Consider the following 21,530-nt stretch of genomic DNA (forward strand, 5'->3'; position numbering starts at 1 on the left):
TCTTGCTCTACTTGAGTTCACCCTTTCCTCTTGCTCATGGGGTGCAAGACCCTCTTGCGCTACTTGAGTGCAACCTTTCCTCTTGCTCATGGGATGCAACGGGGCTGCGCATAAGAAAAAACCAGGAATTATATTTATTCCTGGCTTCTGGTTAACACCTGAGGGGACTCAACCATTTTCACATCATCCACTTTTCTGCTCCTTCGGAATTAATCCCACTTTCCAGATAATTCCCTCCAACTTAACGGATATGTGTTTGTTGCTTCCTCGTTTCGCATTCCACGATGCTTACTTTATTTTTTAAACATGGCTGTTTTCTCTCAAGCCTGGAATGCTTTTTCGAGTCCACTTAAGAATTACTTTCTTAAGCAGCTCACTCATTGGGACTCTTCGACTTTTAGGTTTCAACTTAGAAGATAAAGTTCTTAAACTTTTTCCATTTAGTCTTTAGTCTCAGAAGTCAGGATTCATTCAACTTCTCTTCATTATTTGTTTTCCAACTCAGAAGCGAAGTTTTCTGCCTCTTTCTCCTTTTGCTGTTCGACTAGTGGAAATAAGTTTTGTTAACTCTTTCTCCTTCGGTTCTCAAACTAAGAAGTCAGATTCTCTTAATTCTCCCTTCACTTTTCGTCTTCAAACTCAGAAGTGAGATCAATGTCGTCCAGCTTCTTTCGTTTTCCAACATTAGGAACCAGGAGTTTCACGAACTCTTCTCCTTTGTATAAAACTAAGAAGTAAGGTTCTTGTTAAGGAACCAACCTTATGGCTGAGTCTCCTCCGGTGTTAACTTTTGTTTTTTTATTCTGTTTTCCTTTCACTTATAGTATACCCCGGATAGTCAGAATAGTGCGTGAACTATTTGTGAACTTTTGAGCAAGTATTTCTGCACTCGTTCTACATGTAATAGTCTGCCCTTCAAATACAGCTGCTTATCCTCGCATAAACCCCTCAGCCTGCAACAGGATTTCATTCCAAAAATATGGGAACCTCCCCTGGTCTTCAGCCGTAAAACTAATAACGGTTATATGCAGATTTTTCAGAAAAATGTTTAATTATTTTGTTATAATAATATTTATTATTAAATCTTATGGCCATTAATCAAGAAATGAAGAGGGGCGAAACGATGCGCAGACAGGAAGAATTTTTGCAAAAGATGAAACAGTCCGTAGGTACAGTACTGACAGGAAAAGAAGAAATGACTGAACTCATAATGATTGCTCTTTTAAGCAGAGGCCATGTTCTTCTGGAAGATGTGCCAGGTACCGGAAAGACTATGCTTGCTAAAACCATCGCCAGATCGATCAATGGAAAATTTAAACGCATTCAGTTTACTCCGGACGTTCTACCAAGCGATGTAACCGGTATCCAGTTTTTCAATCCTAAAGAGAAAAACTTTGAAATGCGCCCCGGGCCTGTAATGACAAATATCCTGCTCACAGATGAGATCAACCGGGCAACACCAAGAACTCAGTCAAGTCTCCTGGAAGTAATGGAAGAAGGGCAGGTCACGATCGATGGGGAGACATTGCCGCTCCCAAAACCTTATATTGTAATAGCTACACAAAACCCAATTGAATCACAGCAAGGTACTTTCGCCCTGCCGGAAGCTCAGATGGACCGCTTTCTTATGCAAATTAAAGCTGGTTATCCTACATATGAAGAAGAACAGAAAATGCTGAGAATGTACAGAACACAGGAACCGATTGAAAACCTTTCTTCGGTCATTTCACTGGAAGAGCTGGCATCCATGCAGCAGGAGCTCAGGAAAGTTGAAATAAGCGAGCCTGTAGAAAACTATCTTCTCTCTCTGATCAGAGCCACCAGAAATTCAGAGAAAGTGGAAGTCGGTGTGAGTCCAAGGGGAACAATCGCGCTTATGCACAGCGTACAGGCCAGAGCCTATCTAAAAGGGCGGGACTATGTGATTCCGGAAGATGTAAAGGTTTTGGCACCATACGTTCTAGGCCACAGGCTTGTACTCACCATGGATGCATCCATGAGAACGACAAAAGAAGACGTCCTGCTCGGCATTTTAGAAGATACAGCGGTTCCGGTGGAAGCAGGGGCAGTAAAAGAATGAATCAGTGGAAAACAAAAGTAACCTACTCACGAAGATATTCCCTGATTTTTTATTCCGTACCTGTTCTCGTTCTGCTGGCTATGATTAGTCAGGAACCTCTTTTGTTCAGCCTTGCCATATTATTCGCCTTGTTTATTGCTGTAAATAAATACTATTTAAGTTATACCGCTAAAAAGATTGCTATCAGTGATGAAGAGAACGTCCAGGTGTTAAAGCTTTTTCCTGGTGATGATGGTGCTGTTAAAATCCCATTCGAAAACCGTGGCAGGCTTCCAGTATTTAATAGCGAGCTGAACCTTGTCATCTATGACCTTGAGGAAGCTGTTACTGTAAAGAATATTGAAAGGCTTAACAGCGAGCAGGCGAACTATACAGCACCTTTTTCCATACCTTCCAGGATCAGGCGTCCTTTTACAGTGGAACTAACGGCAAAAAAAAGAGGTGTCGTGCAGATTCGTTCGCTGAAAATCATTGTGCGGGATTTACTTAACTTAAACAAAATGACCTTAGAATATAAAGGACGCTACCGCGGAGAAGCAATCGTGTACCCTGCTCCCCTGCCAATACCCGGACTGGAGAAAGTATCAAACCAGCAAAAAGGAAACCAGCACGCTGCCTTTTCCATGTATGAAGATGTTATGCTCACCCGTGGAAACAGGGATTATATTTCCTCAGACCCCTTTAACCGGATTAACTGGAAGGCGTCGGCACGGAAAGACAATCTTCAGACTAAAGTTTATGAAAAAGTAACTTTATCGAAGTGGACATTCGTCATTAACGTCAGGCACCCGGATCCCCACAGAGTCACAATCGAAAATCTTGAAGAGGTTCTGAGCCAGGCTGCGTATGCCTGCCAGGTTGCCAGTAAGCAGAATATAGCCTTTGAAATGTATATTAATATTAGAGTACCTGGTGAAACTTCCGGTTTATATCTTTCTCCAGGTCAGGGGATGGAACATCTGACAAGGGCTCTGGAAATACTGGCAAGAATCCGCCGTCTTGAATTCACCATCCCTTCCGGCCATACGCTTTACCGGCTCGTAAATCAGCCGGAAAAACCGCAGCTTATTCTTCACTTTGGAAAATATGGCGAGGAAGAAAAAAAGGAATATGAAAAGTTAACAAGGCTTGGTTCAAAGGTGGTACTGGTGGCAGAACAAAACTCTGAACAGGAAACGACCGGGAATGCAAGGAGGGCGGACAGTGAAAAAATTGCAAACTGAATTCCTTCGCTGGACTCAGTATCTCCTTGAACTGGTTACTATTTATGTGCTTCTCTTCCCATTTCATGTTAACGGCGGGGAAGGTTTTTCTTCTTATCCGCCATTTATTATTACAGCACTTTCCGCTGCTGCCATATACGGTTTTTTTTACGGCAAACTCAGATCTTTAAAGCTGGCGGCAGCAGCAATCCCGCTCATCGCATGGATTTCATTTTTTAACGGCTATTATCTGTTTATTGCTATATTACTTGCTGTCGTATTTTTCTGGAGGGTGACAGCAATTCAGGATGAACATGACCAGGAAATTGAATACCGCCTGTTTTTTATCACCCTGACAGCAGGTATTTTTTACTATCTCACCATGAATGCTGTGCCTGCGAGGGAACATTTACTGGTGCTCATTCTGTTCAGTTTTCTCTTAACAGCAATTGTAAAAGCATTATCTGTGACGCTACGGTCAGGAACTGGCGGAAAGGAGACCATAAAATACATCAGCTATGCTGCCGGCCTCCTTGGAGCACTTGCAGTTTTTTCAGCTGCTGCCGGGCCGTTATATATCTGGCTTCAGACTGCAGTCCTTTTTGTGGTGAGAATCGCAATACTTTCTATTGCATTGCTCCTCTCTCCCCTTGTGTATTTGTTTCAGTATATACCACCGCTGGAGATTCCTGAGCAAATGGCAGAAATCAATGAAAGTACTGATGAATGGGAAGCTTTCAGAGAGGAAAGAGAAGCACAGTACACTACCAGCCTGGTGGACTGGGAGACCATCGGCCTGGTTACAGGCAGTATCCTTTTGCTTTTGTTCTTAATTTATATTTTAAAGCGGGCAAAAACGAAGAAAAATAATGTTTTAATGCATGATAATTCCCTGGACGAAAAACTTTCTGCCGTAAAAAAGGATTCTTTCCTTTCCCGGTTTATTTCACAGGTAAAACCTGCCCACGAAGTTCGGCGGCAGTTTCTGGCACTGGAAAATGCCCTTGCGAAAAGGGGATATGGCAGGCGACCGGATCAGACTGTTCAGGAGTGGCTGAACAGCCTCCCGGTAGATCGGGAAATAAAAACTCAGATCGCCGCTGTATATTATAAAGTCAGGTACAGTAATGGAAATGTCAGCAATGAAGAACGGGAAAGTTTCAAAGAAGCTGTAAAGAATGCCAGACAGCAGATGGCCGAAAAAAAGACGGGTTAAAAGGGAAGTGGAAAGCATCTGGGGAGAGGTCCAGGTGCTTTTGCATTGTGCTGGTAGTTTGGTCTATGTGACAAGTAAATAATATAATAGTGGTTGATTTTTTTGGTGATTTGTTCAGTTTCGCAACTAACACCCCTGGATTCGCAACAACCTCCTTCAGTTTCGCAACTAGACCATGCTTTTTCGCAACAACAATCTCATTTCGCAACTAACACCCCAGATTTCGCAACAACCTCCTTCAGTTTCGCAACTAGACCATCCTTTTTCGCAACAACAATCTCATTTCGCAACTAACACCCCTGGATTCGCAACAACCTCCTTCAGTTTCGCAACTAGACCATCCTTTTTCGCAACAATAATCTCATTTCGCAACTAACACCCCTGGATTCGCAACAACCTCCTTCAGTTTCGCAACTAGACCATCCTTTTTCGCAACAATAATCTCATTTCGCAACTAACACCCCAGATTTCGCCACAACCTCCTTCAGTTTCGCAACTAGACCATCCTTTTTCGCAACAACAATCTCATTTCGCAACTAATACCCCAGATTTCGCAACAACCTCCTTCATTTTCGCAACTACCAGCCCCTTTTTCGCAACAAGACCGGCACGTTCACCAAATCCCCCCCTCTTTTCTGAAAATGAACACTTGATTCATTACTTTTAAAACAAAAATAAGACTAAAGTCCGAGTTATACTCATCAATTTTCCGGGGATATGCATGTGTAGCTGTTAAAGCTGAACTTATACTATACAAAAAGCTACTGCGGAAGGAGTAATCAACATGAAAAAATTTGCGTTAAGTATAGCAACAGCAGCAGTAATCGTAAGCGGCTGCGGTGATGGTAACGAGGAAACAGGCGGTAACAACCAAAATGACCAGAACAACCAGAACCAGGAAGTCAATGAGGAGCCGGAAGTTGATCTGGCAGATAATGAGGATAACGAAAACGATGAGTTGAATACTGACCTGGATACTAACGATGAAAACGATGGTCTGGACACCAACGACAATAATGCAGCAGACGGCCTTGATACAGAATCCGATGAAGAGGCGGAAGCTGTGCTGGATCAGGACATTGAAAACTTCAGCCTTAATGTGACTCTCGTCGATGATACACAGTGGGACTTCAACTATACTCCTGCACAGGAGGAAGGTGAAGAGCCGGAAGCAAACATTACCGGTTCCGATATAGAGCTTGAAGGGGAGCAGGCAGCGGAAGAAATGGAAACATATCTTTCTCACTTCCATGTAGATGCTGCTACAGAACAGGAAGAAATCACATCTCAAATTGCGGAAACATTTGAGTTTAACGAAGAAGATATCCAGGAATATACCCTGACAATTGACTTCCCAGAGCAGGAAAACGAAACTGAATGGAGCTGGAGCCAGGATCAGGAAGACAATGGTGAAGATGACCAGGATGCAGAAGATAACAATGATGGAATGGACATCGGCAATGACGATGAGAACAATAACGGATAATAACTTTATCCGTTTATAATATAAAGAGAGACCGCAGCCTTTGAGGTGCGGTCTCTCTTTTCTTATGAATCAATTATCGACAGTCAGGTGTCCTTTATACAGCCTGCCTTCTTTCAAAGTAATACCTAATTTTTTCCCCAGCTTCTCAAGTTTATTAACTTCGAGGCCTGTTACGATAGAGACAACCGTCCCTTCTCCTCCGGCTCTCCCTGTCCGGCCGGCCCGGTGGGTATATTGCTTCGTATCCTTTGGTACGTCAAGCTGAACAACATGGGTAAGCCCCTTAATATCAAGTCCCCTGGACGCAACATCTGTTGCCAGAAGAAGAGGATATTTACCGTCCCGGAATCGTTTAATCGAAGTTTCCCGCTCCTGTTTTGTTGTTTCACTATGGAGGACTCCGAGGGGCAGTCCGTTATATTCTAGCTTAGCAGCATAGGTGGAGAGAAGATTGACGTCATTGGAAAAAGCCAGCGCCTTCATTCCTTCGAGATTCATTATCTTCCTCAGAGTCGTAATTTTCTCCCGCTGCTCTACCGGGATATAAATATGTTCCACTTTATCAGACATGGCAGCTTCCTGCCCGATACGCACCACTTCCGGCTGGCTCATTCGTTCCTTTGCCTTCTCCTCTGTTTCTTTATTGAGAGTTGCTGAGAAAACAAGAATCTGTCTGTCTTTTAATGTTGCTTTAATTATCTGGTCCACCGACTGCTGATGCTCCCGGGAAAAAAGCTGGTCTCCCTCATCAAATACAAGGGTTTTGACTTCATGGACCTTCAGTTTTTTCGTCTTAAGAAGTTCTGAAATTCTTCCAGGTGTGCCTACAATGACCTGAGGCTTCTTTTTTAATTTTTCAAGCTGTCTTTTTACATTTGCCCCGCCAATTAACGCAGCTCTTTCAATTCCCCTGCCCTCTGTCCATATGCGGACTTCCTCAAGTACCTGCATTACCAGCTCCCGGGAAGAAGCCATGATAACTGCCTGAGCATCTTTTTTCTCCGGGTCGATTTTGTCCAGCACTGGCAGAAGATATGCGAGAGTCTTCCCCGTGCCTGTCGGGGACTCAGCGATAACATCCTTCCCCCCCAGGATTTCCGGAACTGTTTTTTCCTGTACAGCTGTCGGACCTTCAAAACCTGCTTTATTCCACGCTTCTTGTAAAAAAGGCTGTAAATTGTTAATAATAGTCCAGGAATTGCTCATTTATATTCTCCTTTTTAGCCTGTATAATAGTAATTGTTTGTTTTTTGCCGTATGTTTCATTTTTGATTTTAACTTACTTTGGGCACGGAACCAAATTTTATATAAAGGATGTTGCACTTTGAGTATATTAACTGTAAAAAACTTAAGCCACGGCTTCGGTGACCGGGCTATTTTTAATGATGTGTCATTCCGCCTCCTGAAAGGGGAGCATATCGGCCTTATCGGGGCAAACGGGGAAGGGAAATCTTCCTTCATGAATATCATTACCCGCCAGCTGGAGCCTGATGAAGGAACGGTCGAATGGGCGAAAAATGTAAGAACCGGCTTCCTTGACCAGCACACTGTCCTCCAAAAGGGGCAGACTGTCCGGGACGTATTGAAAAGCGCGTTTCAATATTTGTTTGATATGGAAGCAGATATGAACGGCATGTATGAAAAAATGGGCGATGTGACTCCTGAAGAAATGGAAAAGCTCCTTGAAGAAGTTGGGATTATTCAGGACATGCTCACAAACAATGATTTTTACACAATTGATGCTAAAGTGGAGGAAGTTGCCCGGGGACTAGGTCTTGATGAAATCGGTCTTGACCGGGATGTTAATGATTTAAGCGGCGGCCAGCGTACAAAGATTCTTCTTGCTAAGCTCTTACTGGAAAAACCGGATATTCTTCTTCTTGATGAGCCGACAAACTATCTCGACGAGCAGCATATTGAGTGGCTGAAGCGGTATCTTCAGGATTATGAAAATGCATTTATCCTGATCTCTCACGATATTCCATTTTTGAACAGTGTCGTTAACCTGATCTATCATATGGAAAACCAGGAATTGAACCGCTATTCAGGTGACTATGAGCACTTCATGCACGTTTATGAAGTGAAGAAGCAGCAGCTTGAAGCAGCATACAAAAAACAGCAGCAGGAAATTTCTGATCTTAAGGATTTCGTTGCCCGTAACAAAGCTCGTGTGGCTACAAGAAACATGGCAATGTCCAGGCAGAAAAAGCTCGACAAAATGGATGTCATTGAGCTTGCGAAGGAAAAACCAAAGCCGGAATTCCATTTCAAGACTGCGCGTACGCCGAGTAAAACGATTTTTGAAGCAAAAGATCTCGTGATTGGTTATGATGAGCCGTTATCCGCACCGCTGAACCTTCGCATGGAGCGTGGGCAGAAAATAGCTCTGACTGGGGCGAACGGTATTGGAAAAACAACGCTTCTCCGCAGCCTTCTTGGGGAAATCCGCCCAGTGAGCGGCTCTGTTGAGCGTGGTGAATTCCTTGAAATCGGCTATTTCGAACAGGAAATTAAAACAGAAAACAATAACACTTGCATTGAAGAAGTGTGGAGCGAGTTCCCGGCGATGAACCAGGCCGAGGTACGTGCCGCCCTTGCAAAATGCGGACTGATGACAAAGCATATTGAAAGCAAAGTCGCAGTGTTAAGCGGAGGGGAAAAAGCGAAAGTCCGCCTCTGTAAATTAATTAACAGAGAAACGAACATCCTTGTTCTCGACGAGCCGACAAACCACCTGGACGTTGATGCAAAGGACGAATTAAAACGAGCACTTAAAGAATATAAAGGAAGCATCCTTCTAATCAGCCACGAACCTGAATTTTATCAGGATGTCGTGACAGATATCTGGAACGGAGAATCCTGGACTACGAAAGTATTTTAATACGAACTGTAAAAGGAGCTGGTCCCGCGAAAAAATGCGGGCCGGCTCCTTTCTGTTTTTACTTATTCCTCATCATAAGCGTTTAACGCATTCACTGCATGGGCTGCTGCTGAGCCTGCTTTTAAAGCCGACGCTACAAAGATGCTTTCTGCCAGTTCCTCTTTGGAGACCCCCTGCTTCTTCGCCCCTTTTGTATGTACATCGATGCAATAAGAACAGCCAGTTGTATGGGCAACTGCCACTGCAATAAGCTCTTTCTCTTTCGCCGTAAGGGCTCCGTCTTTCATTGTTTCATCACTGAAATTCATAAAGCTGCTGAATCCATCAGAGGACAGCTCACCTAATTCTTTGAATCTGTTGAAATGGGATGCTTTATATAATTCTTCTCCGCCGGATTCATCATACGCATTTAAGGCGTTAACACCATGGGCTGCTGCTGAACCTGCTTTTAAAGCCGCTGCAACAAAAATACTTTCAGCCATCTCTTCTTTTGTTACTTCCTGTTTTTTCGCCCCATTCACATGGACGTCAATACAGTAAGGGCAGCCTGTTGTATGGGCAACAGCCACAGCAATCAGTTCTTTAAGCTTTCCAGTAAGTTTTCCCGGAGCCATCGCAGCTTTGTCAAATTGAACAAAAGCTTTGAAAGCATCCGGTGCCAAATCGTTTAGCTCAGGAAGTCTTGAAAAATATGATTTCTCATACAAGTTTTCTTTACTCAAATGAATCCGCTCCTTTACAATAATTTCAACCACCCTTCATTATACAGGGATTATTTCCATTTTTCAGTTTCTTCGGTATATTTGCTCAGTAAATTTATTAGGTCTGATCATTCTGATTATCTCTTTTTACAGGGGAGAAGGATTTCGGACCATTAACTGCTTTGAAAGAAAAAATGAACACTGCTGGCATACAAAGAGGAACTGGAAATAATAAAAATAGAACTTCTCAAAGTAGTACCATCTTCATCCGTATACAGACAGACGCTTTCCGCGGGTTATGCTTAAGCTATCGCTTTTCCCGCAGGAGGCGCCGTCTTTCAATTAAATAACTATCCATAAGAAGCTAGTCTTGTATTTATTTCCAGAATTCCCACCATTTCCTTCGGGGCTTTTCTCTACTATTTTTGGGAGCAACTAACAGCTGTTTCGCTTCTTCTATTTCTTGTACAGTCGTCTCCTTTAAGTTTTGTTCTAATTCAGTAGTTTTTCTGTCTTTTTCTATTTCCCTTTTCCGGTCTGAAATTGTTCTCACTAGGAGGCTTTGATTAAACCCAATGTTTCGGGCAGTAACGCCGGGGTTGGCAGAATGAACAGATGGATTAGGTATGGCTTTATTAGTTGCTAAAAAATAGGCATACTTAAGTGGCATGGCATATAATTCCCAAGTTAATTTAGGGTCTCGTACACGTTTAAGGATACTGATTTTTTGTGGTTTTCCATTCACTTCAATAAGCCATGGTTTCCCTTTTTGATCTATCCCAAAGTCTATTCCTAACTCACCCATGTGGCCTAGGGTCTTTTCTAGTTCTTTTGCAACTTTTACACTTATTTTTTTGATCGTATCCATTTGATTAGCAGTCAACATATTATTACTCTTAAGAATACTAGAAAGACTTTTTATTTCGGAAGCCATATTTGTAATGTAGGACGTTTTGGTGCCTATTCTACTAACAGTGCCGGTGATAAACCATTTCCCTTGCCCATTTCTATGAACATATACTCGAAGATCATAAATTTTCTGCTCAGTTTGATCAAAGGGAATAAACTGTTGAACAAGAAACTTCTTATTTTTGATTAACTTTTGAATGCTTTTTATAAACTCCTCTTGATTATGGGTATTTATCTTTGCTGGGTCATATAACCTTTCATCATTTAGTAAGGCATGTAATTTCTGTTTATTTATTTTATTGCCAACCTTAAATAGTGCACTTCTTTTAACTGTTTCAGTCTCGTGTTGGGATACTAGTTGAAAAGTGTTCTGCTTTTGTGAATTAATATATAATTTATACCTTTTGTCATCGGTCAACTCAACCAAGTAAACCTGCTTCCCTAAGCTACCTTTGCAAGGTTTTAATATGAGTTTACTGTAAGTTGTTAACAGGTATGGAAGTTTTTCACTCCGATATATAGAGGTGTATGGTAAATACTTTTTTATAGAGGTTTTTTGTAATATCTGATGTGTATCCCACTTATTGAGCCACGTAATGGTGTTAAATACTTTTCCCTTGCCAATAACTTTTTCTATTCTCTTTACGAGATTTTTCTTTGCTGAGTAACGCCGGTTATATACAGCTGAAGGAAAAGGGCAACTTTTTCGCTGCCAAGAACGTCCGTTAAAAAATAAACCTCGAATTCTCTTTTTCTTCCAGTGTATCCCTTTGGAATTAAATACTAGTAAGTCGATGTTTAGTGATTTTGCTATTTCATAATATCGTAACTTGGTAGGTTTCCTTACTAAGATACCGATCAAAGGTTTTTTTCCCATATATTTTACACCTCCTTTTATGTATTTTTAAATGGTCTCTATCATGATGTTTAGGCAATAGCAAATTTAAACTTGGAACCATATAAACAGTTTGCTTTTATATACAAGGGTTGCTAAGAAGCAACCCTTCTTACTACAAAGACAGATATTTTTAAGCGCCCTCTTCTACCGTGATTGATAGCGTGAGCACTCCAATCCCTGCTGCTTCAACGGTTTCTTCAACAGGCTCAATAGTTGGACAAGGTGCAGTAACCTCTTCTCCAAATACTTCAAACGTTACTGTGCCATTATCTGAGGGAAAAGATTGTTCTGTAAATACAACAATTGGATCTACAAGGTCTACGCCATCAATCGCTGTAATTTCTACCGTGACTAGACAAAAACCTACAACTCCCATTTATCTCCCTCCTTTCATAGGGTATATTTAATATTATGTTGCTTATATTAAAATGGTTTGGATAGTTAACATGAGAGAAAGACACATTTTAGAAGAATGACTATCTCTATCATGGTCTAACTAGAATAAATCAGGTCGAGTATCTAGCAATACGTAACTAACGGAAATGGGATAATTCTAGGAAAAGTAAAAAAGACCAGGGAGATCGGATCCCTGGTCTTTTTTACTTCTTAATGATTGATTAATTTTCAATGTTTTCTGCTAGAAAGCCGGGCGGGCTTTTGTATAACTTAAATCACAGTCTTAATCGCATCATCTTCGTAATTCTGTTCACTGCCATCCCCCGCAAACAGCCCCATTCAAGTGTCACTGCCCAGGAAATATTTTCACATCAAGCGTCTCCATTTGCGACACTAGCAGTTCCTCATACTGCTGGCTGGCTATATGCTCCAGCTCTTCCCCTTCCATTCCAGGGCGTTCGCTTTGTACTTCCTCAAGCACATCAGCATATACAATCCTTGCCAGGAGCCATTCTTCCGTATAGTCATAAAGCTGCTCCTGGAACAGCTCCGTGCCGTAATCCTCAATTAACGCTAATGCAGCCGGCTCAGATTCATACTGTCCATAAAACAAAGCTGCCTGCTCCTCCACTGCTTCCTCCCCCATCACATACCCTTTTTCCTCAGCAAGTTTCGCCATGGCAATGGTCCTGATCACATTCGTTAATGTATGGTTCATATTCCGAACCTGGACTTCCTGTTCATCCCAGAATTCGCTCATATACTCAAGGGTTTCCTCGTCCATTTCCGCTCGCCCCTCGGTACGGACCAGTTCTAAGTGAAGCAGTCCGATAAGCTGCTGGAATGCCGCTTTATCCGCTGTGATTTCCGTATCATTTACTTCTGCAAGTACCGTATCACCGCTGCCTCTGCTGCACCCGGAAATGAAAACTATACTTCCCAGCAGCAAAACAGCGAGCAGAAGACTCTTCCCATTAATCTTAATGCTCATTTCCTTCACCCACCTCAAAAATTACTGTTTCCGTCCAAATATCATTACCGCCTTCCGAGGCAGTCACACTGGCAATCCATTCTCCTGACATGGCAAAAGCCGCTTCACCCGTATAAACACCGTCATCGATGTCAGTGAAAACTGCTTCAATATGGCCATGGTCCATCCGGTTCATTTCAAACAAAGCAGAGATCTCCAGGCCGGAAACTGGCTGGCCGCCTTCCAGCACTTCAAAAGTGATCACTCCATATTCTCCCTTTTCGTAAACAGGCTGTTTGATTACTGAAACCTCCAACGCTGATGAATTACATGCTGCCAGCACAAGCAGCAGAGTAAACAGAAGTAACTTTCCCGCGGACTTTCTGATCTTTTCCACTGTCTTTTTCCCCCTCTTTCATAACTTCCATAAATTCCTTCACCGTATATTTTTTAATCTTTCCTTCTTCCAAGTAAGCTACATGAGTGCAAATCTGCTGGATTTCGTCCAAGTGATGGGACGAGAGAAAGATCGTTTTATTCTGCAAAGACTGAAGAATGTCCAGTATTTCTTTCCGGCCGATCGGATCAAGACCGCTTGTAGGTTCATCAAGAATCAAAAGCTTCGCTTCATAATAAAGCATAAGCGAAAGGCCAAGCCTCTGAAGCATCCCCTTTGAAAAACCCTGGATTCTTTCATCTCTTTGTTCATAAAGGCTCACTTGCTTAAGAACGTCATCAATCCGGTCATTATCCGGCTTTTCTTTCTGAAGGGAAGCGAAAAAACTCAAGTTTTCCCTGGCAGTCAAATGAGGATAAAGATGAAACTTCTCAGGTAAATAAGCAACTTCTTTTTTCCATTTCTCCGTACGGCGCACATCGTGGCCGGCAAGTGTAACCATTCCTTTTCCTACAGGCAATACACCAAGCATCGTGTGTATCAGGGTAGATTTACCTGAGCCGTTCCTCCCTACAAGGGCACAGCGTTCATTTTCAGCCACATATAAACTAACATCGTTTAAAACTGTCTTTCGCCCATATTTCTGAGACAATTGTTCAATATTAATCATAACGAAGCCCCTTTCGTCTGAGCCACACGGCAATTTCGAAGAACACAATAAGAAAGACTGCAAGATTAATCAACAGGAAAGCCTGTGGCGAAAGCCAAATCAATTTATCCATTAAGTAGGACATGTATTCCATAGAAAACACGCCTGCTGAAGTTTCCAGATAAAGGCGCAGTGTATTTAACGGCTGCAGAAAAAACAGGACAGAAAAGATCAGGATATTATCATGTGTAACTGCCGGAAGCTGATAAAGCAGGGCAAGATCAAATAAGAATATAAATGCGAACCATACGAAAACCGCCGCCCCGACAGCCTGCATTCTGTTGGTGCAGATGGTGCCAATGAAAAAGCCGATTTGGTTAAAAATAAGGATAAATACAATTACAGTTATCAAAAATGATAAAAACGCTGCTGCATCAAAAGCTAAAAATAGTCTCATAGGCACAGCCAGCAGGATATACCAGCCGGTGAAAAGTGCCAGCATGACGAGATTTACAGCAATACTTTTTTTAAACAGAAAAGACCTGTAAGATTCTTTTTTTGTAACGATCATCATTAACGTTTTAAGTTCCTTTTCCTGCAAAACTGCAAAGGATGCCACAAACAAGCAAAGAAGAGGCAGCAGGAATACGTGCATTTCATGGAGGGAAATTAAGACAGACTGAAATCCGTGTTCAAAGGGAGTGTTCATCGCTTCCATAAAGATGAATAAGGACATGATGACCACTATCCCAAGCCCGAACCACAGACCTTTGCCTCTCGTCTGTTCCATCCACTCCTTCCATACATAATTCATGCTGACCGCCTCCTTCGTTGTACACCAAACAGTGCACCGCTGATAACTAAAATTAATGCTGAATATTTCATAACCGGGAGAACCTCTCTGTTTTGCAGAGGGAAGTCGTCCTGGAACATTGTCCGCTGATTATTCATCCACTGATTCATTTTTTCATATACTGCAATACTTGGACTGTTAAGCAATAAGTAGGAAAGTTCGTTTTCTTCCAGAAGCTGATGGAGTGATGACTGATACGCGACAGAAAAGTCTCCTGTCCCGTTCTGGTCAAGGTCCGCCAGAGGAAAATCGCTCCCCCAGTCATTACCTCGGCCAGCCTCATTCCAGCTGCTTTCTGATTCTCCGCCTACCTGAACGACCGGGCTCCTGTTTTTATAGAACTTGTTCTCTGTAAAAATTTGCTGGCTGGAGCTAGCCCACATTTCCACACCAATGTCATTTTGGCTGAACTCATTATTATAAATATAGTTCCCTCGCGCCTGTTCAACGAGAAGGCCTCTTTTATTCCTGATGAACTGATTACCTTCTAAATGATTCTCGCTGCTTGCCTGAAGCATAAAGCCAAAAGACCGGGAACTCTGATTCATGGAAAATTTGTTTCCAGTAAATTCATTCCTGCTGGAGTGCATAACTGCCGCACCCCCGATATTAAAAGTAAAGGAATTGTCCTGAAATCTGTTGTCGTCTGAATACATGTAATGAAGCCCGTACCTCGTATGGCTGATTTCATTTCCTGAGATAGTATTTTGGTGGGCGTACTCGAAATACATACCGTCCCTTGTTCCCTCTATATAGTTATCTGTAAGTGTATTTCTCTCAGAATAGTAAACTTGTATGCCATTACCTTGCCCCGCGATGGTTTCCTGATCCATCTGGCCGTGTATCTCCACCTGGTCGATTATATTTTCGTGTGCCTGGCTGAGGTAAATACCGTGATAGGAATCCGTTATTATCAGTTTTCTGAAGGAGTTTCCGTCCGTATTTACTTTTATGCCTGAATATTCTTCTCCATCGCCCCTTGCAAAGCTGCTGTTTTCGATTTGCAGCTGTTCAAGGTGGACATCGGGTGACTCGATAGTAACTACGTTGCCGGTTCCATCGCCCCGGATAACCGTTTCTTCCGCCCCTGTTACAATGAGGGGTTTTCCAATGACTATATTGCCTTCATACACTTTGTTTTCCAGCAGGATAGTTTCATAGTCATCTGCTGCATCAATCATTTTCTGCAGCTCCCCACCAGCCATAGCCCTTGCCGGAATAAAAAAGAAGATCAGCAGAAAGCATATAAACACTAGCCTTTTCATTGGTGCCTCTCCTTCCAGAGAGGAAACAGCAGCAGCAGAAATACTAAAAGGAGCAAAAAGGAACCGTAAGAAAAATAGCTGTTGGTAACAAAGTTAGCAATCGTGTTTTCTCCGATAATCGGCGGTACAAAAGGATCTACCGTTATTGGAGCCATAGGGTCAAGGTCGGTTCCGAAGCTCACAAGCCACCGGCGAATATCATAGATTCCGAGAATGCCTCCTAGAATAAAAAGCCCGATAAGCCCATACAGCAAACTCATTTTTCTGAGCAGTCCTGTGAAAACAATCAGTAGGGCGAGACCAGCTATGATCCATGGAAGAAACTGAAGCTCCGGAAAACTTTCCTCACTGAACTGGGCCATTCCGATATAATGATTCAGGCTGTTAACAATGTCAATTTCACCTGCAAGCTTATAAGGGTAGACGATGATATTCAGACCTTCCTGATACTGTGGCGCATAAAATTTCATTCCCCACCAGGGCAGAAATATAGTAATAATTAGCAGCCCGGCCGCAATGAATAGACTGGTTGCCGACTGAAAAGACATTTTTTTGGACATGATTCTCATCTCCTGGAATCATCAGCGGGAAAGGGAGCATTCCTCCCTTTCCTTAGCTGACTTTTTTACTCTTTAGGTTTAACCATCAGGTACCCTGTCATTTCCTGATGAAGTGCTGAACAGAAGTTTGTACAATAGATAGGGAATACTCCGGCTTTATCTGCAACGAATTCCAGAGTTTTTGTCTGCCCTGGCATTTGTTCAAAGTTAAGATCATAGTCCATGATTCCCAGCCCGTGTACGATATCCTGGTCGAAATCCGTGTTCGTGATATGCATGGTTACCGTATCGCCTTCGTTTACCTCAATCACGTCCGGACGCTCAGAAGCTGCATCGAAGATAAATTTCGAACGCATTGATATACCATAAACAGTTACATTGTCCCCATCCCGCTCAATCCGTGTATCGTTTTGGTCGTAAACCGCGTTCGGATTTGATTCATCCATTTCATACACGTGGAACGGATTAATAACGTCCCTGTGCACCATCTGGCCGTAGTGAGGCTCAGGATTCACTGGCACTGACATTAAGTGCCTCATTTCATCGCCGCTAATATCAAATAAGTCCATGGATTCCGGATGTGACGGACCTACGGAAAGGAAGTTATCCTTAGCAATTTTATTTAAAGATACAAGATATTTTCCTTGCGGATCAGCTGTATCTCCATGTGGAGTTACTAAGTGCCCAGGTGAGTAATAAACATCATGGCGGTCAATCACTTCACCAGTTTCATACTCCCACTTTACAACTTCTGAAGAAATGAACATTGTAGTATACGCATTTCCTCTTTCATCAAACTGAGTATGAAGCGGCCCAAGTGCTCCTGGAGGATCAACTTCACGCTCCATTACTGAGTCGTAGTTCAGTACTGGCAATCCGTTTCGCTCACCGGAGAAATCTTCATTTTCAATTGCTTCAAAAGCTTTTTCAAAGCTGAAAACTGTCATTGCCGGAGCAAGCTTTCCGGAAGCGATAAAATATTTTCCGTCTGGTGATACATCAATACCGTGCGGTGACTTGGCTACAGGCACCAGGTAAATATCCCCTTTATGCTTTTCAGGATAAATCATTTTCTCACCGTTGAACTCTTCGTATTCGCCGTTCGCAACTCTTTCCTCAAGGTTTTTCCAATTAAACAGAACAATATAGTCCCGGTCTGCCTGTGATGCATTAATTTCCAGATTTGTTGTAGCTTCTTCCGTGTTGTAAGTGGAAATTACCGCCCAGTCGCTTGAATCTCTTTTACCGGCCCGGGCTTTGTCATAGCTCCACGGCGGAAGTGCAACCTGGTAGGCTACATCAAATTCCTTGCTTTCCTGGTCAAAGGTTACTGCTGACATTACTCCCCGGAACTCTTCACTATAGTCGTCCAGTGAAGCATAATCTGTGTCGAACGGGAGTGAAAAACGAGTAGGGAGGAATATATATTCCGTATTTTCAGTTACAAAAGCCGCACAGTGCGGACCGCCGATATTCGGTACTTCAAGAATGTCCACTGTATGAAAGTCTTCCAGATCAATAGCTGCAACCCGGTTATTAGCTACATCTGTAGCAAAAAGGAAGTTGCCGTCATAGTCTCCGTTTGTTTCTGATAATGCAGGGTGGTGAAGATCTCCCCATGTATAACCGCCAAGCATTTCTTTCGATTCTTTATCAAATCCGTAGCCTGTGGCTGGGTCAGGCGTAAAAACCGGGATCGTACGTATATGTCTCATGGATGGGACTCCGTATACAAACAATTGTCCCGAGTGTCCTCCTGAGTTAATTAAGTAATATTCATCATGTTCGCCGTGAGGGACATACACTGCTTCCGCATTGCTCTTGTTTTCCGATGAAAGGGCCTGTTCCTCGGCCCCGAGAGATGAGCTGCCAAAGAATACGAATGCCACTAGCAGTCCGGCAAGTATCCCCCCAGCTCCTGAAAAAAGCTTCTTCATTTACTTCCACCTCCGTATAATGATTACTGGTTTTCTGCTATTTGCAATACCTCCGCGATAGCCTCGATTTCTTCTTCAGTCAGGGGATTCTCTCCAAGGACCGTTGCCATTACAGCTGATGTTGGCTCCGCAAGAAACTCTTCCATTGTCTTTCCATGTTTCCCTTCCATAATGCTGTACACATGTGATAAATCAGGACCAGTTGGAGGGCCCTCAAGGCCGATTTCAGATACTGCGTGACATGCTACACAGCCCTTTTGTTCAAGTACTCTTGATTCTAGCTGAACTACATTTTCACTGTTTTCTTCTGATTCTGCGTTCTCATCTGCATGGCCGTTCTCTTCCGCCGCCTCTTCAGCATGCGATTCAGGTGCAGCTTCTGCAGGTTCTTCTTTGGAAACAGTTTCACCTTGGAAGATAAAAAAGCCCGCTGTAAGCGCTATCACGAAACCAGCTATAAATATAACTAAATTTGATTTCACTGCTGATTGCCTCCTTTATTAGATTGAATTTATAAGTCCTCTTTCAGGATTTATACTAAAGGAGCCCAGAGAGAAACAAAGTGACTTATATCACAACATTTCCAGTGTTCGATTTTCGTTCATAAATGTGAGCAGAATTACAACAATTCAGTGACAATTGTCACTTTTTCACGCTAAAAAGAGGACCTGAATTTTCTTCAGGACCTCTTACTGTTATTGCTATTGAAGCTTTATTTAATTTATTCAGGCCGGTCCAGTGAAAACACTTCGCCGAGCTTTGTATAATCACGACCGCCAAGTCTTGCTACAGGGCTTAGCTGGTGTACATCGATTTTTCCGTCTTTTAACACTTCATCCGCAAGATGATAATGGAGCACCCTGCCAATAATCAGGTCTGTCTTTGTGTCTCCCTCTTCAAAAACGAGATGCTTTTCTAATTTGCACTCAAGCCTTATCCGTGATTCCTTTAAACCTGGCACTTTAACCGCAGTGCTTTCTACAGGAATGAGCCCGGCTCTTTCTGCTTCACTTTCATCAGGTGCAAGGCTGGCCGCAGTTTCATTCATTGCTTCTGCATTTTTCTCATCCGTTATATGAACCACAAATTCTCCCTGCTCCAGAATGTTTCGTGCTGTGTCCTTCTGCAAGTTACCTCTGCGGCCTATAGATACAGACAGCAGTGGCGGCTGGGCGGAAAGAACGTTAAAAAAGCTGAACGGAGCAGCATTTAACGTGCCATCTTTAGCCAGTGAAGTTACGAAAGCAATAGGTCTGGGAAGTATGGCTGATGTTAACAGCTGGTAATTTTCCTTTTTACTCAGTTTTTCTGAATCTATCGACTGCCACATTTTTATTCCGTGCCTTTCAGCTTAGTCATATACCAGGCCGCTGCCTGGTTAACCTCATCCTGTGTCAGCTGGTGTCCGTGTTCAGTCCAGTAAAGCTCAACTTCCGCACCAGCCTTCGTCAGCGCTTCATTCAGCTCCTTCGCTTCGTCTGCCGGACAAATCGGGTCATTTTTCCCTGCACCTATAAATACTGGCGTATTATCTTTTCCGGCAACTGCAATGTCACGGCGGGGTACCATTGGATGGAACAGCGCCGCACCTTTTAATGGATTATCATAATGATATAAAAGACTCCCGGCAATGTTTGCTCCATTTGAATAACCCACAGCAACTACATGCTTTCTGTCAAAACCGTAGTTAACAGCCGCCTGATCAACAAAATCCTTAAGTTCTTTCGTCTTTAACACCAGATCTTCCTGGTCAAATACACCCTCTTCAAGGCGCCTGAAAAATCGGTTCATATTCCCTTCCCGCGAATTGCCGCGCACACTGAGAATAGCTGCTCCAGGGTCAATTAAATTTGCAAGAGGCAGCAGATCATTTTCATCTCCACCTGTACCATGAAGAAGTAACAGGGTATTTTTATTTCCTGGCTGACCCTCTTTAAAAATGTGTTCCATATCCATAATTAACACTCTCCTAACTTGAATTAAATAGTATACTCTTTTAATTTTTTGCTGCCGGGGAAAAGACAATACTGTCTTTACCTGGCTGTTTTAATTTAATTTCCCTATACCCGGAGTGTTTTAATTAAATGCAGCACTCTGAAATACGAGTAATACGGGCAGTTTTACTAATTAGCAGACATTTTTCCACACTGGAGTAAATTGCCTAAGCTTTCAAAAAGTAAGTACCTTGATTGTAACCATAAACCGGCCTTTAATTCAAAGTTTTTGATTTTCTGTTGTGGAAAGCAGGTAATTTTTTGGCTTATCAATGGGGGAAGGTTGAGATATCGGCGAAAAAATTATTTTATCGGCGAAATCGAGGTTTTATCGGCGAAATTTTATTCTTATCGGCGAAATCGGACTCTTTATCGGCGACCCGCCAATAAACTCATAGTTCCGAACCAAAAAACAGCCTGCAGTCATGTTTTCCAGACTGCAGGCTGCATTCAGCTATATAAATGTGCTTAGTATAGATTGAACATACTGATAGTTCCTAATAAACATATATAAAAATACACTGCCGATCAGAAAAACAGGCACTACAGCCAGCATCAGATCGTTAATATCCGCCCTTGTTTTAGGGAGAACCGCAATTTTCCCCTGAAAGATTTTAATAATCAGCATCACCGTTATCGGGACGATAGAGTAAAAGACAAATGCCGAGCCCCTTAACTGGTCAATATTGTAGGTGATCAGGGATATCCCCAGCTCACTGGCATCCTCTGAATTTACTTCATAGCTGGTTGTCAAAAACAGTCCTTCATGGACAATCAGCCCGGCTTCTGTTTCCTCATATGTATAGTTAAACGGATAAATTTCATATACTTCAATCAAAAAAGCTATTAATACTGTTGCCAGCAGAACAGCCGCACCGGCAATTATATTCCCCCGGGATAATGTAATATTCGTCTTCTTATCCTGTTCTTCACTAATTTTGAACACCTCGCTTCATATATGCTCTGACTTTCCCTTAATTATATCATTGTACATATAGCAGAGCCCCACCTTAGTTTTTTATCACAAAACTGCAGGAATTATAACCTCTCATTTACAGTACAAACATCATACCTTCTATTACAGTGGAACGCAAAAATTCTTTTCCACAGACCCCATGATGACTTCACCCAGCTGA

20 protein-coding genes are annotated in these 21,530 nt (G+C 42.6%); 5 read left to right on the forward strand and 15 right to left on the reverse strand.

What is annotated here, in order from left to right; all coding sequences use genetic code 11:
• The first annotated feature begins 1,123 nt into the window (after positions 1-1,123).
• The 4 genes from BK582_RS00375 to BK582_RS00390 all read left to right on the forward strand — a co-directional run bounded on the left by BK582_RS00375 (position 1,124) and on the right by BK582_RS00390 (position 5,984).
• On the forward strand, positions 1,124-2,080 hold the full coding sequence (locus BK582_RS00375; RefSeq protein WP_078592474.1) for an AAA family ATPase: 957 nt from the start codon (positions 1,124-1,126) through the stop codon (positions 2,078-2,080).
• Positions 2,077-3,303 (forward strand): DUF58 domain-containing protein, encoded by a 1,227-nt coding sequence (locus tag BK582_RS00380; RefSeq protein ID WP_078592475.1) that lies wholly within the window; start codon positions 2,077-2,079, stop codon positions 3,301-3,303. Before BK582_RS00375 ends, BK582_RS00380 begins: the two co-directional genes overlap by 4 nt.
• Positions 3,284-4,498: a DUF4129 domain-containing protein gene (locus tag BK582_RS00385; RefSeq protein ID WP_169910689.1), complete on the forward strand. Its 1,215-nt coding sequence runs from the start codon at positions 3,284-3,286 to the stop codon at positions 4,496-4,498. Before BK582_RS00380 ends, BK582_RS00385 begins: the two co-directional genes overlap by 20 nt.
• A 784-nt stretch (positions 4,499-5,282) precedes the next feature.
• The gene (locus BK582_RS00390) at positions 5,283-5,984 is read left to right on the forward strand and encodes a YusW family protein (protein WP_078592477.1); all 702 of its coding nucleotides are present in this window, start codon (positions 5,283-5,285) and stop codon (positions 5,982-5,984) included.
• Between the two features lie 69 nt (positions 5,985-6,053).
• Here BK582_RS00390 and BK582_RS00395 read toward each other — a convergent pair whose 3' ends face one another.
• Positions 6,054-7,190, reverse strand: a complete 1,137-nt coding sequence (locus tag BK582_RS00395; protein ID WP_078592478.1) for a DEAD/DEAH box helicase — start codon at positions 7,188-7,190, stop codon at positions 6,054-6,056.
• 118 nt (positions 7,191-7,308) lie between these two features.
• On the opposite strand from BK582_RS00395, the gene BK582_RS00400 reads away from it, so the two are divergent.
• Positions 7,309-8,865 carry an ABC-F family ATP-binding cassette domain-containing protein gene (locus BK582_RS00400; protein WP_078592479.1) on the forward strand — a complete coding sequence of 519 codons (1,557 nt, stop codon included), beginning with the start codon at positions 7,309-7,311 and terminating at the stop codon, positions 8,863-8,865.
• 62 nt (positions 8,866-8,927) lie between these two features.
• Here BK582_RS00400 and BK582_RS00405 read toward each other — a convergent pair whose 3' ends face one another.
• The 14 genes from BK582_RS00405 to BK582_RS00470 form a co-directional block, all read right to left on the reverse strand.
• Positions 8,928-9,587 carry a carboxymuconolactone decarboxylase family protein gene (locus BK582_RS00405; protein WP_078592480.1) on the reverse strand — a complete coding sequence of 220 codons (660 nt, stop codon included), beginning with the start codon at positions 9,585-9,587 and terminating at the stop codon, positions 8,928-8,930.
• A gap of 355 nt (positions 9,588-9,942) precedes the next feature.
• Entirely contained in the window at positions 9,943-11,352 is a 1,410-nt protein-coding gene (locus tag BK582_RS00410) for a YheC/YheD family endospore coat-associated protein (protein ID WP_078592481.1), read from the reverse strand.
• Positions 11,353-11,503: 151 nt separating this feature from the next.
• Positions 11,504-11,749 (reverse strand): hypothetical protein, encoded by a 246-nt coding sequence (locus BK582_RS00415; protein ID WP_078592482.1) that lies wholly within the window; start codon positions 11,747-11,749, stop codon positions 11,504-11,506.
• Between the two features lie 366 nt (positions 11,750-12,115).
• Positions 12,116-12,760, reverse strand: coding sequence for a hypothetical protein (locus BK582_RS00420; protein WP_078592483.1), 645 nt, complete (start codon positions 12,758-12,760; stop codon positions 12,116-12,118).
• On the reverse strand, positions 12,750-13,136 hold the full coding sequence (locus tag BK582_RS00425) for a FixH family protein (protein ID WP_078592484.1): 387 nt from the start codon (positions 13,134-13,136) through the stop codon (positions 12,750-12,752). The genes BK582_RS00420 and BK582_RS00425 overlap by 11 nt, the downstream gene beginning before the upstream one ends.
• Positions 13,066-13,806, reverse strand: a complete 741-nt coding sequence (locus BK582_RS00430; RefSeq protein ID WP_078592485.1) for an ABC transporter ATP-binding protein — start codon at positions 13,804-13,806, stop codon at positions 13,066-13,068. The genes BK582_RS00425 and BK582_RS00430 overlap by 71 nt, the downstream gene beginning before the upstream one ends.
• Positions 13,799-14,599: an ABC transporter permease gene (locus BK582_RS00435; RefSeq protein ID WP_078592486.1), complete on the reverse strand. Its 801-nt coding sequence runs from the start codon at positions 14,597-14,599 to the stop codon at positions 13,799-13,801. The genes BK582_RS00430 and BK582_RS00435 overlap by 8 nt, the downstream gene beginning before the upstream one ends.
• On the reverse strand, positions 14,596-15,903 hold the full coding sequence (nosD, locus tag BK582_RS00440) for a nitrous oxide reductase family maturation protein NosD (RefSeq protein WP_078592487.1): 1,308 nt from the start codon (positions 15,901-15,903) through the stop codon (positions 14,596-14,598). Before nosD ends, BK582_RS00435 begins: the two co-directional genes overlap by 4 nt.
• Complete coding sequence (locus tag BK582_RS00445; protein WP_338066787.1) at positions 15,900-16,463, reverse strand: hypothetical protein; 564 nt, start codon at positions 16,461-16,463, stop codon at positions 15,900-15,902. Before BK582_RS00445 ends, nosD begins: the two co-directional genes overlap by 4 nt.
• Before the next feature lie 65 nt (positions 16,464-16,528).
• Positions 16,529-18,400 (reverse strand): Sec-dependent nitrous-oxide reductase, encoded by a 1,872-nt coding sequence (nosZ, locus tag BK582_RS00450; protein ID WP_078592488.1) that lies wholly within the window; start codon positions 18,398-18,400, stop codon positions 16,529-16,531.
• Positions 18,401-18,423: 23 nt separating this feature from the next.
• Positions 18,424-18,882 carry a hypothetical protein gene (locus BK582_RS00455; RefSeq protein WP_078592489.1) on the reverse strand — a complete coding sequence of 153 codons (459 nt, stop codon included), beginning with the start codon at positions 18,880-18,882 and terminating at the stop codon, positions 18,424-18,426.
• 239 nt (positions 18,883-19,121) lie between these two features.
• Positions 19,122-19,730, reverse strand: coding sequence for a flavin reductase family protein (locus BK582_RS00460; RefSeq protein WP_078592490.1), 609 nt, complete (start codon positions 19,728-19,730; stop codon positions 19,122-19,124).
• Positions 19,731-19,732: 2 nt separating this feature from the next.
• Complete coding sequence (locus BK582_RS00465) at positions 19,733-20,356, reverse strand: alpha/beta hydrolase (RefSeq protein ID WP_177344629.1); 624 nt, start codon at positions 20,354-20,356, stop codon at positions 19,733-19,735.
• A gap of 492 nt (positions 20,357-20,848) precedes the next feature.
• Positions 20,849-21,340: a hypothetical protein gene (locus BK582_RS00470; RefSeq protein WP_078592491.1), complete on the reverse strand. Its 492-nt coding sequence runs from the start codon at positions 21,338-21,340 to the stop codon at positions 20,849-20,851.
• Positions 21,341-21,530 lie beyond the last annotated feature (190 nt).

This window comes from Evansella clarkii (assembly GCF_002019695.1).
Classification (GTDB): domain Bacteria; phylum Bacillota; class Bacilli; order Bacillales; family Salisediminibacteriaceae; genus Evansella; species Evansella clarkii.

What these genes read in the sequence shown, in the direction of transcription:
- BK582_RS00375 (WP_078592474.1), top strand. Translation starts at nt 1,124, where the DNA reads ATGCGCAGACAGGAAGAATTTTTGCAAAAGATGAAACAGTCCGTAGGT.
- BK582_RS00380 (WP_078592475.1), top strand. Translation starts at nt 2,077, where the DNA reads ATGAATCAGTGGAAAACAAAAGTAACCTACTCACGAAGATATTCCCTG.
- BK582_RS00390 (WP_078592477.1), top strand. Translation starts at nt 5,283, where the DNA reads ATGAAAAAATTTGCGTTAAGTATAGCAACAGCAGCAGTAATCGTAAGC.
- BK582_RS00395 (WP_078592478.1), bottom strand. Translation starts at nt 7,190, where the DNA reads ATGAGCAATTCCTGGACTATTATTAACAATTTACAGCCTTTTTTACAA.
- BK582_RS00410 (WP_078592481.1), bottom strand. Translation starts at nt 11,352, where the DNA reads ATGGGAAAAAAACCTTTGATCGGTATCTTAGTAAGGAAACCTACCAAG.
- BK582_RS00415 (WP_078592482.1), bottom strand. Translation starts at nt 11,749, where the DNA reads ATGGGAGTTGTAGGTTTTTGTCTAGTCACGGTAGAAATTACAGCGATT.
- BK582_RS00420 (WP_078592483.1), bottom strand. Translation starts at nt 12,760, where the DNA reads ATGAGCATTAAGATTAATGGGAAGAGTCTTCTGCTCGCTGTTTTGCTG.
- BK582_RS00430 (WP_078592485.1), bottom strand. Translation starts at nt 13,806, where the DNA reads ATGATTAATATTGAACAATTGTCTCAGAAATATGGGCGAAAGACAGTT.
- BK582_RS00435 (WP_078592486.1), bottom strand. Translation starts at nt 14,599, where the DNA reads ATGAATTATGTATGGAAGGAGTGGATGGAACAGACGAGAGGCAAAGGT.
- nosD (WP_078592487.1), bottom strand. Translation starts at nt 15,903, where the DNA reads ATGAAAAGGCTAGTGTTTATATGCTTTCTGCTGATCTTCTTTTTTATT.
- BK582_RS00445 (WP_338066787.1), bottom strand. Translation starts at nt 16,463, where the DNA reads ATGTCCAAAAAAATGTCTTTTCAGTCGGCAACCAGTCTATTCATTGCG.
- nosZ (WP_078592488.1), bottom strand. Translation starts at nt 18,400, where the DNA reads ATGAAGAAGCTTTTTTCAGGAGCTGGGGGGATACTTGCCGGACTGCTA.
- BK582_RS00460 (WP_078592490.1), bottom strand. Translation starts at nt 19,730, where the DNA reads ATGTGGCAGTCGATAGATTCAGAAAAACTGAGTAAAAAGGAAAATTAC.
- BK582_RS00465 (WP_177344629.1), bottom strand. Translation starts at nt 20,356, where the DNA reads ATGGATATGGAACACATTTTTAAAGAGGGTCAGCCAGGAAATAAAAAT.